Here is a 15,102-nt window from a genome sequence, read left to right as displayed (position 1 = left end):
CATCGGTCAAAGCTCCGGCGGAAGACTCTCCACGGTAGTAAAAAACACATCCAGCAGCTCTACCCCGAAAGTGGCTTTGACGTATTCCTCGATCCGGTCCAATTCTTCCTGACGGTCATACTCCAGGCAGGGACGCCCTTCACTCCACAAGACCCGGCACGGGAACAAATCGGTCACACGCTCAATTATAAAATCCTGCGCCACGGGGCCACGTTGGACTGCCATGATCGCATGCCTCCTTTTTATAAATCACTTATAACACTATAGCTGATATCCCTATTATTTAAAATTTTATATTTGATTACGGTGATGTTTATCACACCAAGCAAAAAAGCCCATTTCCCCGGATAGTTAAGGGAAATAGGCCTTTTTGACGCTGCCTACATGTTTTCGATCAAGATTCGTTACCCGTCGTGCCCTCGTAGGCATGTACATGAGGGATACGTCCATCCAACGTCGTATACCCTTCAAAGCGGTGGACATGGCCGCCGTTCGGTAAGGGAATGGCCGGTCCGGTTCTTCCTCGGATGACATGCTTATGCCCATCGTTAAAAGAGGTCACCGCAAAATACCCATGCACATGCGGCACACCGCTGGGAGCCGGTTCCGTAACCCCCGCGTAGTGGTGGTGATGGCCGACTTCGAAGGAGGTCACGCCCTTGAAGGGATGGGTGTGTACCGGTCGGCCGTCCCAAGACGTAATAAACAGCTTATGCGCATGGGTTGAGTCGTCATCATGATGGTCCATCAAATAACCCTTTACGGGAATTTTTTTCATACGACACCTCCTCTCTTTGCCACATCATATGAGAGAAGGTGCGTTTGTGTACGGATTACACGGCCGACCAGCCGCCATCCACGAACAGGGTTTGGCCTGTCGTATAGCTGGAAGCCTCCGAGGCGAAATACAGGGCCGCCCCATGCAGTTCCTCGGGATTTCCGGGTCTCCCCGCGGGGCACAACTCGTTGTACAGGTTTAGAAAATCATCCTTGAACAGGGCGGCTTCGGTCATGTCCGTTCGAAACAGGCTTGGACCGATCGCATTCACGGTGATGCCGTCTTGCGCAAAGGAAGCGCCCATAGCTCTCGTCAACTGAACCACCGCTCCCTTGGACGCGGCATAGGCGTGAAGGGGAATGGCTTTGCTCCCCACAAGCCCGCATACGGAAGCCATGTTGATGATCTTCCCATATTTTCTTTCCTTCATATGTTTGACCACATACTTGGACATGAGGTAGATGCCCTTCAGATTCGGATCAACCACCGCATCCCATGCGGATTCTTCCACTTGATCGACCGAACCGGCCCCGGCAACACCCGCGTTATTCACGAGAATGTCGATTTTAGAAAAACTGTCGATCACTCTGTTGACGGCCGCCCTTACCTCCTCTTCATCCGTGACGTCGCATTTGACGGAGAGCGCCTTACTTCCCATAGAACGAATCTCCTCCGCCCGGGCCTCCAGACATTCCGTTCGTTTGTCCAACAGAGCCACATCGGCCCCCTGCGCAGCCAACGCTCTGGCGATTTCAAAGCCAATCCCGCCGGAACCGCCGGTTACGATGGCTGATTTGCCGGTTAAATCAAACGGATGCATCATAATGTCCCAGGCCCTCCTTCTCCGGGAGCAGGCTCCCACCAATCCCATCTCAGATAAGAATATGGCAGGAATTCCTCGGGTTTCAGCTGCTCAAGCATCGTCCCTTTTAAAAGAACCGTATCGCTTACCGTGTATACCCCTCCCAACAAGTTGACGACTTCCAACTCCGCCCACGGATCATGCGGCGAGTCCGCCATGCTGACCTCGGCGGCCCCCGTCCGGCGCGTACGGACATCCACCGCCGTGTGCTGTTTGACCAGCATCGGTTTCAAATCAAATCCGCTGCCGTCGATCGCCTGGGTGTATTTTATATTAAAAACCGCCAAATCCTGGCCATAGTAATCCTCAATCATCCTCTGTCCGTCTGTCGCGTTCATCTTCCCGTCCAAATTCGCCTGAACCCGAAAAATATCGATTCCATGCCGCCTCACCGTTCCTTCGACGAGATTCCCGTTCTTGCTCAACTCCATACTCGCGATTTTCTTGGGGAACCCGCAGATCTCCCTTCCGAGCCCCATCGCCATATCATCATCCACGAGCATGGATAAGCAATAGGTTCCAAGCTCCCCACGATAGTCGGCGAGTACGAATAACGCCGCTTCCCGGTAAGGAAGCGAGAAGCTGGTTCTGGGGTAATGCGCGACGAAAGCATGGACCAGCGGCCGCTGCGCCGCTTTTAAGGGTACCGGAAGGATTCGTTCAACGATTTCCCGCCGGGTCTCCCAATAAACCGTGAGAACCTCCGCCGCATAAAAAGTTTTCCGCCGTTCCTGGAACTTCCTAATCGCCTTCGGGTCTTTCACAAAACTTCCCATCCTAGTGCCTCCTTTGCTTTTCACGGATTCAATCGAAACTGCCAAGACGCCGATGCGATTTCAGAATACTGTAAATAAATGACAAAGTATATGTACAATTGGGAACGATTGTTTAAAAAATATACAGTGTTTGGAAATTGTATATTTCAATGAAACGCGGAATAGGGGTTAGACTAACGCGGAGACGTTTCATGCGGTTGCCCGCTCTTCAAAAAATCGGCAGATCTTTTCGGAATTTCAGGGTGAAGTCCGAAATGTAAAGTGTTATACTTGGAAACTGTTGAAAGGAACGGGCCGTTATTTTTGCAATTGGCAGAAAAGCCTGTGAAATCATGACTTTTCTGCTTATCGCACGAAGAAAGGGGATGCAGTTTTTGACTACAACCGTCATCGAAATTTTTATGATCGCCATATTGGCGGGAATCGTGGGATCGATTCTGGGGCTCGGGGGAGGCATTATCGTTACGCCTGCGCTCACGCTGCTGTTTGGCGTCGACATCAATCATGCGATTGGAGCGAGCATTATCTCCGTCATCGCCACGTCAAGCGGTTCGGCCGTGGCGTACCTGCGCGACCGGATCACCAATTTAAGGGTCGGCATGTTTCTGGAAATCGCCACAACCGTAGGGGCCATAACGGGCGCCTTTCTCGGGGCGCTGATCGCGCCGCAGTTTTTATATTTCATCTTTGCGCTGCTGCTGCTTTATTCGGCCTACGCCATGATCAAAAAGGGCAAGGAAGAAATCCCGGTGGGCGTCCCGCTTCATCCCGTCGCGGAGAAGCTTGGACTGCAGGGAGAGTATTACGACAAGGCGGTCGGCAAGAACGTGGCCTATAACGTCGACCGGGTTTACGAAGGTTTCGGCGTCATGTACGGAGCGGGCGTCGTTTCCGGCTTACTGGGCATCGGCAGCGGCAGCTTTAAAGTGATGGCGATGGACGTGTTTATGAAAATGCCGCTGAAAGTGTCCACGGCCACCAGCAATTTTATGATGGGGGTCACGGCGGCGGCCAGCGCGGGCATTTATTTGCTGCGCGGAGACATCATTCCGGTCATTTCCGCTCCGGTAGCGCTGGGCGTTCTCGTCGGAGCGACCGTCGGGTCGCGAATCATGCAGCGTCTGAAAAGCAAAACCATACGCAAGCTGTTCGTTCCGGTCATGGTGTATATCGCCTGCCAAATGATCTATCAGGGATGGAGGGGTTAACATGAACGAAGGCCATCCGGCAGAAAATCAACGCGCCTTCGCGGTGGAACTCGTGATCAGCAAAATGCTGCGAATCGGCGTCCTCGTGGCGGCCGCGGTCATCATCACCGGCCTGGTGCTGTTCTTGGTGACGGGAGACAGCGGCTATCCGGGAGATACCTTCCCTACCAACTTCGGGGACATCGTGACAGGATTGTTGGCCATGAAATCAGTCGCCATCATTCAGACGGGACTGCTCCTGCTGATCTTGACCCCGGTATTTCGCGTGTTCGTTTCGCTGTTTGTCTTTTGGGCGGAAAAAGACTACCGCTTTGTCCTCATCACCGCGGTCGTCTTCGTCATTCTGATCGCCAGCTTCCTGCTCGGCAAAGCCGGTTGAGGCGAAGAGCGTAAATATAGGTTGGATTGAGGACTAAAACGGGGTATGATAAGATAAGAATAGAAATAAGGGATCGTGCGGCTAACACGATCCCTCTGCACAACACCGCTTTTAAGAGCGGCCGGCTGCGGAAAGCTGGAACAGAAATAGACCGAACCTTCCTGTGGGCGGTCTATTTCTTTTTGCTTTGGGTCAGCGCAATGATTCCAACGATCAACGTCAGAAGTCCGATAATGAACATTCCGAAATCAACCATCAGTGTCAAAGCGTCCTTTACCTCCACAGGCATCACCTCCCCTCGGGAGACTAGCCGACCGCCCTTATTAGCCAATGAGTTGTACATCCAAATTATAACATACAGGACCCATCTGTGACTTCTTTGGGTTGTGCGATCAACTAATTTGTTGTAGTCATCCTGCTTAGTTAAGATTGCCTCAGACAAGCTGACTAAACAACTTTGCCTTAAAACTATGATTCGAATAAGCTCTTTAACAAGGAAACCAACCCTCCGACTGGCGTTCCCCCCACCTGGGGTCCAGTTCCTGCCGGGGTGGTTTCCGTTATAATCATAAACGCCGGTAAACTTAAAACGACACTAGGAGGAAACTCATGTTTCGAACACAATCCATGCGCACTTGGATCATTATCACGGCAGTGCTTGCTTTGGGCGTAAGTACATATTTAGGGATTCAATATTTTATAATGGGGGCCTCCTCGGCAGGGCTCATTATAAACAAAATCAGCCAACATATACACTTGTCCAACATCTACTACATACTGCTCTACCTACACATCGCTACCGGGATTATCGCTTTGGCGACCGGCTGGTTCCAGTTCATTGCATCCTTCAGAAAAAAACACATAGGATGGCATCGCATCATCGGCAAAGTGTATAGTGGTTGCGTTCTCTTTTCGGGGTTGTTTGGTATCTTCGTGGCTTTCAAAGCCACAGGCGGCTGGATTTCGACCCTGGCCTTCCTGTTATTGTCGCTATCCTGGATCTACACCCTGATCATGGCGCTTCAATCTATTGTGGTGAAACGCGATCCGCAGCGCCACGAGCGGTGGATGCTCCGCAATTACGCCCTAACCTTGGCAGCGGTGACACTGCGAATCTACCTGCCGATATGCATGCTTTTATTTGGATTCAAAGACTTTAACACTTATTACCGCGCGATCGCCTGGCTCTGCTGGATTCCCAATCTGATCTTCGCCGAATGGATCATTGCCCGTTTCCTGTCAAACAAGAGTTTCGTCGCATCCATCCCACATTAAAATGCGGAAAGACCACCTGGATAGGTGGTCTTCATCCTGCAACTCCTATTCTAATCGAAAGGTCAATGAAGCCTTCCGGTGATGGTCCGCTTCAAAAACATTTTTCATCCCATCCCCTCCAAAAACCCTTTATCATCAGCCTTTCTCCGCATCCGCACTATCCTTTCTGAAAGTAGCTATCCCAAAAGTGCGTACTTCTTTTGTCTGTGCTCCCCTTTTATACTGAGCTTAATTTCAGATAAAAGGAGCGAATAAAATGGCGCAAGTAAAAACGTACAATCACGACCTTTGGGATCACGGCATCTCCCAGGGCTATAGCGTCAACGGAACGATCTACATTTCGGGGCAATTTGCCCACGATACGAAAGGAGTCTTCGTTGGCGAGGGCGACATCGAGGCCCAAACGAGACAAACCCTAGAGAACCTTGATCGCGTGCTGAGGGAATTCGGCGTAAACCGAGCGAACCTCGCTTATGTGGAGGTTTATCTGACCAACGCGGAGGCGCATGCCGAGCCGGTTATCCGGCTGTTTAAGGAATACATGGGACAACACCGGCCGGCCGGCAGTCTCATCGGGGTAACCTACCTGGCGTTCCCCGAGCAGTTGATCGAAATCAGCGCTATAGCACACACAGACTAACTCATCCAGCCCCAAGGGTTGTGCGGGGGAAGCGGTCGTACTTTTCGGAAAAAGTGCGGCCGCTATGATTGCGGTGATTTTCACGTCACCCCAGTCACTCCCATCCCCCGACATTCCGCTCAACCAATCCCGCCAAGAAATCCAGCCATTCCGGCTGGTCATTCAGGCAGGGGGCGTAATGAAACTGTTCAGTCCGCCCGCCGGAAGCACAAAAGTGATCCCGCCCTTCGATATCCAGCTCATGCAGCGTCTCCAAGCAATCGGCCGCAAAGCCGGGGGCAAAGATCAGAAGATGGGCGACTCCGCGTTCCGCCAAACTTCCGATCACGTCGTCCGTGGAAGGTCCCACCCACGCCTCCGGGCCGAACCGGGATTGAAACGCCACCTGCCACCGGTTCTCCCGCCAGCCCATCGCTTCAGCGAGCAGCCGCGCCGTCTCCATGCAATGTTCGGGGTAAGGATCTCCTGTGTCCGCATAACGCTTCGGAATTCCGTGAAAAGACAGCACGACCCGATCCGGCTCCCGATTCAACCGCTCCATATGGCGGAGCAAGTGCGCCTTCATCGCAGTAATATATCCCGGGTCCTTATAATAGGGCTCTACAAATCGGAGCGTCGGAACATGCCGCTTAAGGGTCGGCGCCTTGGAACCCGTACGGCCAAGCGCGGCAAAACAGGCCTGATCATAGACGGAAGCCGTTGTCGTTGAAGAATACTGGGGAAACAGCGGGACCACGAGAACGCGACCGATTCCCGCTTGCTCCATGCGCAGCATGGCCCGCTCTATGCTATGTTCACTGTATGCCAATCCCAGCTCCACTTGAAACTTCGGCCCCAATCTGTCCTGTAAAGCGGATTGTTGGCGGAAGGAGTGCACCAACAACGGGGACCCCTCCTCCGTCCAAATTTGCCGGTACAATCGGGCCGACTTTCGGGGCCGCGTCCGAAGGATAATTCCCTGGAGGATCGGCTGCCACAGCCAGGGACTCCGGTCAACGATTCTCCGGTCCGACAAAAATCGCCGCAAATAAGAGCGCACCGCCTTCGCATCAGGCCTAGCCGGCGTTCCAATTTGGGCCAGAATAACACCGATCGATGGATGGGTTGGCAAAGACAACAACTCCTTCGTATCGTATTTTGCCTTATTTTCCACCATCCGGGCCTCTCAGGCTATTCGTTTGCTCACAAATAACCCATTGAGCTTATTGTTAAAGTTTCACCGGCTTAAGCCGGAGGGCCGACGATTTACCATCGGAAACTAAAAAGTAGGCCGTTTGATTCCTGCTGTTGTAATTTAAAAATTTCGCCTCCGCCTCCAGCCCACTCTTTTGGGCAGCTAATAGGGTTCCGTTCGATTGATACAAACTCCATGCACGTGTACTTAAGTCTTGAACGAATACATACTGCCCTACCACCTGCGTCTCCCATCCGGAAGGTTGGCCGGTTACCTGATCAAATTTCGATTGGTTGGATAGAAGAGGTTTACCGGTTTCTAAACTGTACAACGCGTGAAAAGTTTGCTCTTTAAGCGGGTCAGGTTGAACCGCATTAGGAGGCGTGATGTCGGAGTAAGTATAGGAATTCCATAGTTCCAGCCTATTTTGCTGATTTATTTTCAAATGGGTGTCGGTCTCCAGATTCCCTACATCTATAGCTTGTTTATTATTCAAGTTAAAAATTTTGACCATATAGTCAATCGCCATCGTTCGTTCACCCGAATACTTAATGACTAAATACGGGAATTTGTCAAAATCCCAATCCACGATATTCATATATTCATAGATTCCTTTGTCCACAGTAGCATCAAATTTAAGGATAGGCGCTTTCCCGGTACTTTCGTAGAGAGAAAAATGATTTCCTTGTCTCACCATCAACCGTTCATTTACTTTGTTCGCGGGAGCTGACCATTTCACTTGTGCGTCTTTGGGGAGGGTCAGCGGGTATTGAACCTGACTTAATTCAACACCCTGATCATTAAAAATGTGCTTTTGGATTTTATGGGTACGGGTAGAAGTTAAAATGATAATCTTCGTAGGTTGGTTTAAAATACTTATGTCCAAGACCTTTTGATCGGTACTTAATGTCTTAACAAGCTTCCCTTGAACAAGGTCAATCAACTCGACCTCATTCCCTACTTTAGCGACAACTTTCTGGTCGTTTACTCGGTATATGTTGCTTTCCTCCTCAAAGATACCTTTCGAGAAGGCTTTAGGCGCAGCGGAAGAGAGCCCGGGTAATAACAAAAGACTGGCCAACATCAATAACGAGACTGTTAAAATGCTTTTTCTAAATGTCATAAAATAGGCCTCCTGATTCACGATTGTAATAACGACATAATAGCAAATAATGACAAACCATCCAATAGTATTCTTATTGCAATTCCTATAACCGGATACTCATTTATCCATTGGTACATACTACGAATCTTTAGAAAAAGTTATTTTCCCGCTGAAGGAGTGTCGATCGTGTCCCAAACTTTCTATGTAATTCGCCATGGTGAAGCTTCCGGCAACGAACCCGAAGCTCCATTGACGCTTAAAGGAATCGAACAAGTGGAGCACTTGGTAGATTTACTGATTCAACAAGGTCTCACCGACTTTAGCCGGATCGTTGCCAGCCCTTACATGCGTGCGGGACAAACCGCCGTTCTTTTGGCACGGAGATTGGAAAAGGAAATGATAACGGACCCGCGATTGGTGGAGCGCAATTTGGGCAATGCCCCTGAGGACCGGAGCGTCCTGCTGGACGAATTGCGCAAGCATGATGAAAATATGGATTTGAGGTTCCCTAACGGGGAATCCAACCGGGAAGCGGCCTCAAGGGTGCTTGAACTGACCCGGGAATTGTTGGGTCTCCATGAAGGATTCCTGCTCATTACCCACCGGATTACGATGGCGTTGTTGATCCGGCAGTATGAGCCCGCTTTTTCATTCGACCAGATGATGGCGCTCGCAAACTCCGCGGCTTATTCCATCACTCACAACAACGATGGCCGCCATCATGTGAAACGCATATTGTAAAGTCTCTTGGTAAAAAATACTTCCGATTCCCAATGAACGAAAAGGAGGTATTGATTTGCAAGAGTTATACAATAAAAATGTGACGAACCGGATCGCCGTAAATACGGTGGACATTTCCAATTTGGCGGTTTGCATCGAAGATGTGAGAAGAGCGGTTTTGACCCCGCTTCAGTCCCCTGAGCCGCCAACCGACTTTCACGAGCTTCGGGGCCGATTGGAAGCGGTCAAGGACAAGCTGCCCAAGCTTTATCAGGAAACGGCGGTCAAGCCCTTCCTGCGAAAATTGGACGAGCTGGGGCCGCGGGGCTTCGTAGACATTCTGATCCGCGATCCCGAACGGAATTCCAACGCCCGATTGATGCTGGATATCGCCCAAGCCATTCTTCAGCACGGCGAAGGTTATTTCCCGCTGGCTACGGATGCTTTTCAAGAGGTCGTCAGCGACCTGTACGACGGATTCCTGAGCGCCGCCGACCGTGTAGGCGTGAAGCCGCCGGACCTAAGCGTCATTCCGGCGCTTGTGAAATGGGGAAGCCCGGAAAGCGGTCCCTACACCTGGCCGGTCGACGCCACTTCGGTCTTTGACCTGCAAGCCGCCATCGTCAGCCTGCCGCCCATCCACGCCAATGCCGGGGTCCTCTCCTGGCCCAGCCTGCCTCATGAGGTATGCGGCCACGACATTCTTCATGCGGATATCGGCTTGCTGGAGGAACTTTCACAGACGGTTTGGAATGAACTGAACCGGGCTAACGTCGGCCACAATCTGCCCGATTATTGGGCGTCCCGAATCGACGAAACCGCATCGGACGTGCTCGGCGTATTAAACGCCGGACCCGCGGCCGCCATCGGGCTGGTCGGTTATTTTCGGGGGATGAATGCCGCGTTTACGGGAAAAGCGGCGCTTAGAAACATCGGGCCGACCGATGACCCCCACCCCGCCGACATTCTAAGGGGGTATTTGGGAGCCTATGCGACCGGTCTTTTGGAGTTCTCCGGGGCCCAGGAGTGGCAGCGCGTGATTCTCGCGGAAGCCGACAAAGACCTGGCCTCGATTCGCCTGGAGAATCGCGCCGTCGACGCGAACGCAGCCAGGGAATCGGCCCGGATTGTGGCGGAAACGATCATGAAGACCAAGCTCAGAAGCCTGGAGCATACCAGCCTCAGCCAGATTCAAAACTGGAGAGACCGGGATGAGCAAATCACCCTTGCTTTACGCTCTTTATTACAAACCACGGGCACGCCGCTTCCCACTCTATATAGAGATGGCTTCTATGCGGCGCATGTCATCGCGGCCGCCGTTACAGAAGCTCTATCCAAAAACGCGAATCCGGAAATCGTCTTCCAACGGATGGTCACCCTGCTGAAAATGATGCATGATGCCAACCCTTCGTGGGGCCCGTTGATCGTCCCGCACCCTGGGGATATTTTCAGACACTTCGCATATATTCCCGTCATTGAAGCGCAGAAGGATGTGCAGCTTTATGTGTAGCATCGGAGAAAAGGAGATCCTGCTCTAGCCTCGATGCTGTCAGGTGAAGAAAAAACCAGCTTAGGCTGGTTTTTTTGTATAGGTGAATAAACAACGGAGGAAAAGTAGGATAGAGACATTGAAGGAAGATGGTCAGCGATGATGCCCGTGAGGAACAGGCCGAATCCATTTTGCGAATGGATATGACTCACCCTCTCTAGAAAGCCTCCTCTTCATAAGGATAATTCAACAGCGCCAGGTTTTCCTTTGTCACAAACCATGTCCGATAATCTAAATGATTATTTATCAGCAAACGCCCTTGAACTCTTTTGAATAAAGGATACGAGGTGTCGTCCAAAACAAGCAAATCCAGATTGTTTAAGCGCAACAGCTTTTCAATGACTTCGAGAAATTTTACCCATCCGATCTCAAAGATGTACGATTTAAATTGAATACTAATAAAAACATTCGTATCGACCCCATACGCCTCGAGATTGGCCTGCCGATAACGCTCCATATAATCATCCTCATCTTCTAAATCAATGCTCATTGAAAAATAGGTGCACCCGACACTTACTTCTTGACCATAAGAGTGATCCCATACTTCCGCCTCGTAATCAATTAATTCTACAAATAATACCTCGAACATCATATTGTAGAGCAACTTCCCCAATCCTTCTTTAGGCAAATCAAAACCAATATTTAATGAAAAATCCATTTTAGGTATACCTCCGGGACGTTCTAAGAACTTGGGTTATATTATGAGTACCACTCGTCATCAGTAAATTTCTCACCAGCTTCACTAGGCTTTAAAATGTATATATCTATGAACCTTAATATTTCTGACCTGACCAACACCTGATCCTTAGTATCAAACACAAAACCCCTATGATTATTCCAACTCTTATCAACTTCTAAATCTAGATCCAGCTCCCGACACCATTCCAAAAAATCATACATGACCATTGTAAAACAAACATTAAAATTATGTATCGTAACCCAAACTCCGGTTCTTCCATCTTTAAAATCCTGTTGACGTATTTTTAAATCTCCACTTTAAAATCCTGTTGACGTATTTTTAAATCTCCACTCAAATACCACTTCGTATTTTGATGATGTTTCTCTTCAATCATTAATTTGAATCCTCCTGTTTTTATATAACCTGTTAGTACATCGCTCCTTCTGCTAACTAGTATCTCTTCAGCCATCGTAGTAGGAGAAAACGAGAATTCGTTGCTCGATGAGTTACGCATCCCACGCCAACGGACATCTAAATCGCATGTAGCCTACGGCCACGGCGAGTAAGGTTCCAGCGTACTTTCCAACCCTTCCAATTCCAAAAAGAGGCAAATCTGCAGGTATTTTAAGCTGATCCCCTATGGATTTCGAAAAAAGATGCAAATCTGCAGGTATTTCTAACGGTTTTAGAGAAATGAGCCAGTTTCGCCGAAAATTCCTGCAGATTTGCAGGTATTTTGAAATTTTGGGTGCGAACAAGAAAAAAACATGCAGATATGCAGGAATTTCATGTTATCCAGGTCGTCTAATGGGGCGCTAGATATAACTTCACCCATGGATCAGTCCGATCTACTTTGAATTTATTTGAAGGAGATTCTTTTTTGGGGGGGATATCCATAATTGTGGGATAGGTATCTTGTTGGTTGAATCACAGAGTCCTAGTGACTTGATTAATTGAGACCTACAATTAAATAGAGCAATTTTCATACTCCTCTACAACTCTTGACCACGTACTCTCTTTGTCTAACATTGCTGCAGAGTCGATTCTTTCAAATTCCTCTCGCATCATGTTCCCAAACTTTTCACACTGCTCATCATCATCTATGTCCTCAACTTTTCTAAGCTCCGTATAAAATAGCTGATGGAAGAACAAAACCGAATCCCCCCAACTCATCTTCACCATACTTAAAAAAATCACAGCCCCAAAAATCCTTCAAGAGCTCAATCATTGGATTCCCTCTTTTGCTTTCAATACTTAAATAACGTAACGCCATAATAGCCTTCTTCAATTGTTTCCTTTTACTTTCGGTAACTCATAATAGGCGCCGATCCCTCGAAGATCCTTCCAATTGGAATCCAATTTCTGGCACATCCCTCTGCAGTTTCACAATCCAGTTTCATAGTCTTCTATTAGATGTGACCAGTATCCATCAAGATCCTTCATTGCTACGGGATCGATTTGCTCATACAGCTTGCGTAGCTCTCGTGCATATTTTTGTTCACTATATTCACTTTCTTGCTTCATTCTCATAGCTAATTCATTCTTTATTAGTTCAAACAAAAAAAATGTTCTCAAGTTTTTATTTAGCATATAAATTGGCGGCTTATGATGGGATGAATTAATAAAAAGTCCATTACTACCTCTTTTTAAGTAAAGTGCATTCGGGGCAAGTATACCGTAACAGGAATAATGGCCAATATTTATAAATTCTACACCTTTAATTAATGTTATTTTAAAAGTATCACTTCCATAGAATACAAAATCATCATAATTCTCTGGTACTCCAATAGATACCATAAATTCAGCATCATCATGACTTATACCAAGACCCACCAATTCGTTGTAATCATAGTCTCGTAATTCAGAATCATAGTACTCTCGAATTTCACAAATATCAAAATCCATTCTCACTCTTCCTCTTTTCAACCACTTTAGCCAATTCAGCATTTCCGCGATTTCTTGAATCCAGATCCCCATACTCAACACTGTGGGTTCATTGGCAACTTTAATTTATTTGGTTTGTTGGTTGTATGTACGCGTTGCTGGAGTTGTAACCCCGTCTCAAAGAATAGCTTACGGAGTAATCTTTGTGAAATAGGGTATGTGTGCTATTTGTTCGGCTGGTCCATTAAATGGGATTACATTTGCGGTTTCAGGAATCTGAATCCTTGAAATATGAATTCCTTCCAAACAATGATTACACCATAATAAAAAAAACCCCTGCCTCCTTTCACTATCTCCAATATATTCAAAACTAATATTTGAACTGGAGCAGCTCGGACAGTTAATCTTAGGGACATCAGGAACGGTCTCTTGAACTACTGCTGATAGCCTCAACCATTGTTTAAATTTAGGATTAACCATACTCAGTTTCCTTTCTTCTTAAAAATACTCCCAGAAAGTATCCTCAATCCGTGTTATGTGAAAACCTACGATTTTGCGGTTGTACAAGACCATGATGCTCGCCAAGTATAACCACCCTTTATCTGTTGGCACGTTAGTTAAACGTTAGAGTGTATGCCTTGTATAAAAATCATCAGATTTATAACTTTGGGTAATTAAGCAGAATAAATCTACATCAATTTCATCAGACCATATGTCAATACCGATATATGGCGACTCAACATATTCGATTTCAATATCATATTCAAGTATTTTAAATCTTCTTTCTTTACCCTTTTTCTCCCATGAATTTTGTTATACCCGTTTTTTATCGAGCAGCGCAATATTCTTTAATTTCAATATTTTTTAATTCTAATAAGTCACTCAACTTTTCATTGCCTCCATGCTATAACAGGATCTACACCTGCATAATTTCAACACTGCTAAAATCATTTTCACATCAAGTGTACCACCGTTCATTTCTCTTTTAATGACGGTACAATTCTAGATGCTCAACGCCCCCCGGTTTTATACCTGGATGCATCACTGTACCATCCCAATTATTCTAAATCCCTTTGTGCTAAATCTAGAGCAACAGACATTTTAATTTGATCTATTTTATTTAATCCTTTGATGTATTCTCGCACAGATACTTTGCCAACATTAGGCTTAGTATCTTGGTTATATCGATCCAACTCAAGCAGGGCAATAGTATCAGTATTAATGAGAATCCTATAGAGGTCTTCTCCTTGCTCAGGTGTATGTCCTATAAAATAGATCTTGTTCTGTCTTAGTTCCTTTTAGTTTCATTTAGCCAAGCCACCTCACACTACATATCAATAAATGTTTAGTTTATTGGTTGTACAATCTAGTTACTGGTTATAAATGGGCTAACACAAAAATGTTGACAGCCCCTTACTTGATTTAAGACCCAAACTCTATAATGATATTTTTTACTTTTTCTAAATGTAAAACTCTGTTGAATACTTCTGCATCATTTATCCCTTCTTCTTTCCAATAATCCACTAATTTCTTATCGTTTATAATACTAAGTGCCTCTAATTTAATCTCATCTCTCAAACAATCGTGCTTTATACCTATCTCGGCTAGTAAAACTGTAAACATCCACCTGACATCCTCATAGTCATCTGTTTGGTTTTCATACTCGTTGATTAACCTTGAAACAGCTTGAATTGAAGATAAACCGTCGGATACAAACTTATCAAAATCATTTGGAACATACTCCATTAATTTCTCGTAAGTAATTTTTTCAAACATTCAATTCACCTTCCATTATCTTTTTTGCTCTTTACAAAGTACACAAACACCTCGATATCAGGGTACTTCGCTTTAAATTGTTCGATTATCGGACTACAGCTCGCACAAGGCTCACGGTCAGTGTTAACTTCAGCTATACCAAAGTTACTTTTTCTAAAGTGTAGCTTTTAGATTGTCTGTACGCCAGATTTTATAGTAATTTCAACTAGGCAGTGAAAAGTCGGCATAACAGAAAACAGATCGATTTATGGTAATACCTTCCCATAACCGATCTGTTAAATGTAAAAGCAATCATTC

General features: G+C 47.0%; 18 protein-coding genes. 6 read left to right on the top strand and 12 right to left on the bottom strand.

Annotation, left to right across the window (positions count from 1 at the left end):
• Positions 1–6: 6 nt before the first annotated feature.
• From FRY98_RS19130 to FRY98_RS19115, 4 genes are all read right to left on the bottom strand, one after another.
• A complete protein-coding gene (locus FRY98_RS19130; RefSeq protein WP_148454951.1) occupies positions 7–225 on the bottom strand; it encodes a hypothetical protein in 219 nt (72 codons plus the stop codon).
• Positions 226–394: 169 nt separating this feature from the next.
• Positions 395–778 (bottom strand): YmaF family protein, encoded by a 384-nt coding sequence (locus tag FRY98_RS19125; protein WP_148454949.1) that lies wholly within the window; start codon positions 776–778, stop codon positions 395–397.
• 55 nt (positions 779–833) lie between these two features.
• A complete protein-coding gene (locus FRY98_RS19120; protein WP_148454947.1) occupies positions 834–1,601 on the bottom strand; it encodes an SDR family NAD(P)-dependent oxidoreductase in 768 nt (255 codons plus the stop codon).
• Positions 1,598–2,416: an acetoacetate decarboxylase family protein gene (locus FRY98_RS19115; protein ID WP_148454945.1), complete on the bottom strand. Its 819-nt coding sequence runs from the start codon at positions 2,414–2,416 to the stop codon at positions 1,598–1,600. Before FRY98_RS19115 ends, FRY98_RS19120 begins: the two co-directional genes overlap by 4 nt.
• Before the next feature lie 401 nt (positions 2,417–2,817).
• Here FRY98_RS19115 and FRY98_RS19110 point away from each other — a divergent pair, with 401 nt between their 5' ends.
• Positions 2,818–3,624, top strand: coding sequence for a sulfite exporter TauE/SafE family protein (locus FRY98_RS19110; RefSeq protein ID WP_420819711.1), 807 nt, complete (start codon positions 2,818–2,820; stop codon positions 3,622–3,624).
• A 1-nt stretch (position 3,625) separates the two neighbouring features.
• On the top strand, positions 3,626–4,003 hold the full coding sequence (locus FRY98_RS19105) for a DUF1634 domain-containing protein (RefSeq protein WP_148454941.1): 378 nt from the start codon (positions 3,626–3,628) through the stop codon (positions 4,001–4,003).
• 172 nt (positions 4,004–4,175) lie between these two features.
• Here the strand turns inward: FRY98_RS19105 and FRY98_RS19100 are convergent, their stop codons facing one another.
• Entirely contained in the window at positions 4,176–4,292 is a 117-nt protein-coding gene (locus tag FRY98_RS19100; protein WP_148454939.1) for a putative holin-like toxin, read from the bottom strand.
• 320 nt (positions 4,293–4,612) lie between these two features.
• Here FRY98_RS19100 and FRY98_RS19095 point away from each other — a divergent pair, with 320 nt between their 5' ends.
• Complete coding sequence (locus tag FRY98_RS19095; protein WP_148454937.1) at positions 4,613–5,278, top strand: DUF2306 domain-containing protein; 666 nt, start codon at positions 4,613–4,615, stop codon at positions 5,276–5,278.
• A gap of 256 nt (positions 5,279–5,534) precedes the next feature.
• Positions 5,535–5,918, top strand: a complete 384-nt coding sequence (locus FRY98_RS19090; protein ID WP_148454935.1) for a RidA family protein — start codon at positions 5,535–5,537, stop codon at positions 5,916–5,918.
• Between the two features lie 94 nt (positions 5,919–6,012).
• Here FRY98_RS19090 and hemH read toward each other — a convergent pair whose 3' ends face one another.
• On the bottom strand, positions 6,013–7,029 hold the full coding sequence (hemH, locus tag FRY98_RS19085) for a ferrochelatase (protein ID WP_211373333.1): 1,017 nt from the start codon (positions 7,027–7,029) through the stop codon (positions 6,013–6,015).
• 97 nt (positions 7,030–7,126) lie between these two features.
• Positions 7,127–8,215: a hypothetical protein gene (locus tag FRY98_RS19080; protein ID WP_148454931.1), complete on the bottom strand. Its 1,089-nt coding sequence runs from the start codon at positions 8,213–8,215 to the stop codon at positions 7,127–7,129.
• Positions 8,216–8,383: 168 nt separating this feature from the next.
• Between FRY98_RS19080 and FRY98_RS19075 the strand changes: the two genes are divergently transcribed.
• Together FRY98_RS19075 and FRY98_RS19070 are read left to right on the top strand one after the other, a co-directional pair.
• The gene (locus tag FRY98_RS19075; RefSeq protein ID WP_170287131.1) at positions 8,384–8,938 is read left to right on the top strand and encodes a histidine phosphatase family protein; all 555 of its coding nucleotides are present in this window, start codon (positions 8,384–8,386) and stop codon (positions 8,936–8,938) included.
• A 55-nt stretch (positions 8,939–8,993) separates the two neighbouring features.
• Positions 8,994–10,427, top strand: coding sequence for a hypothetical protein (locus FRY98_RS19070; RefSeq protein ID WP_249043465.1), 1,434 nt, complete (start codon positions 8,994–8,996; stop codon positions 10,425–10,427).
• A gap of 196 nt (positions 10,428–10,623) precedes the next feature.
• Here the strand turns inward: FRY98_RS19070 and FRY98_RS19065 are convergent, their stop codons facing one another.
• The 5 genes from FRY98_RS19065 to FRY98_RS29470 all read right to left on the bottom strand — a co-directional run bounded on the left by FRY98_RS19065 (position 10,624) and on the right by FRY98_RS29470 (position 14,942).
• Complete coding sequence (locus tag FRY98_RS19065) at positions 10,624–11,124, bottom strand: hypothetical protein (RefSeq protein WP_148454927.1); 501 nt, start codon at positions 11,122–11,124, stop codon at positions 10,624–10,626.
• Positions 11,125–12,262: 1,138 nt separating this feature from the next.
• The gene (locus FRY98_RS28480; protein WP_170287130.1) at positions 12,263–12,418 is read right to left on the bottom strand and encodes a hypothetical protein; all 156 of its coding nucleotides are present in this window, start codon (positions 12,416–12,418) and stop codon (positions 12,263–12,265) included.
• 110 nt (positions 12,419–12,528) lie between these two features.
• Positions 12,529–13,050: a hypothetical protein gene (locus tag FRY98_RS19055; protein ID WP_148454925.1), complete on the bottom strand. Its 522-nt coding sequence runs from the start codon at positions 13,048–13,050 to the stop codon at positions 12,529–12,531.
• A 1,401-nt stretch (positions 13,051–14,451) separates the two neighbouring features.
• Positions 14,452–14,805 (bottom strand): Imm3 family immunity protein, encoded by a 354-nt coding sequence (locus FRY98_RS19045; protein WP_148454923.1) that lies wholly within the window; start codon positions 14,803–14,805, stop codon positions 14,452–14,454.
• A 5-nt stretch (positions 14,806–14,810) separates the two neighbouring features.
• On the bottom strand, positions 14,811–14,942 hold the full coding sequence (locus FRY98_RS29470; protein WP_148455872.1) for a deaminase domain-containing protein: 132 nt from the start codon (positions 14,940–14,942) through the stop codon (positions 14,811–14,813).
• Positions 14,943–15,102: the final 160 nt, after the last annotated feature.

The sequence above is a fragment of the Paenibacillus faecis genome (genome assembly GCF_008084145.1).
Taxonomy (GTDB): domain Bacteria; phylum Bacillota; class Bacilli; order Paenibacillales; family Paenibacillaceae; genus Fontibacillus; species Fontibacillus faecis.
Note: the sequence above shows the minus strand (reverse complement) of the source record. Positions and strands in the feature narration are given on the sequence as shown.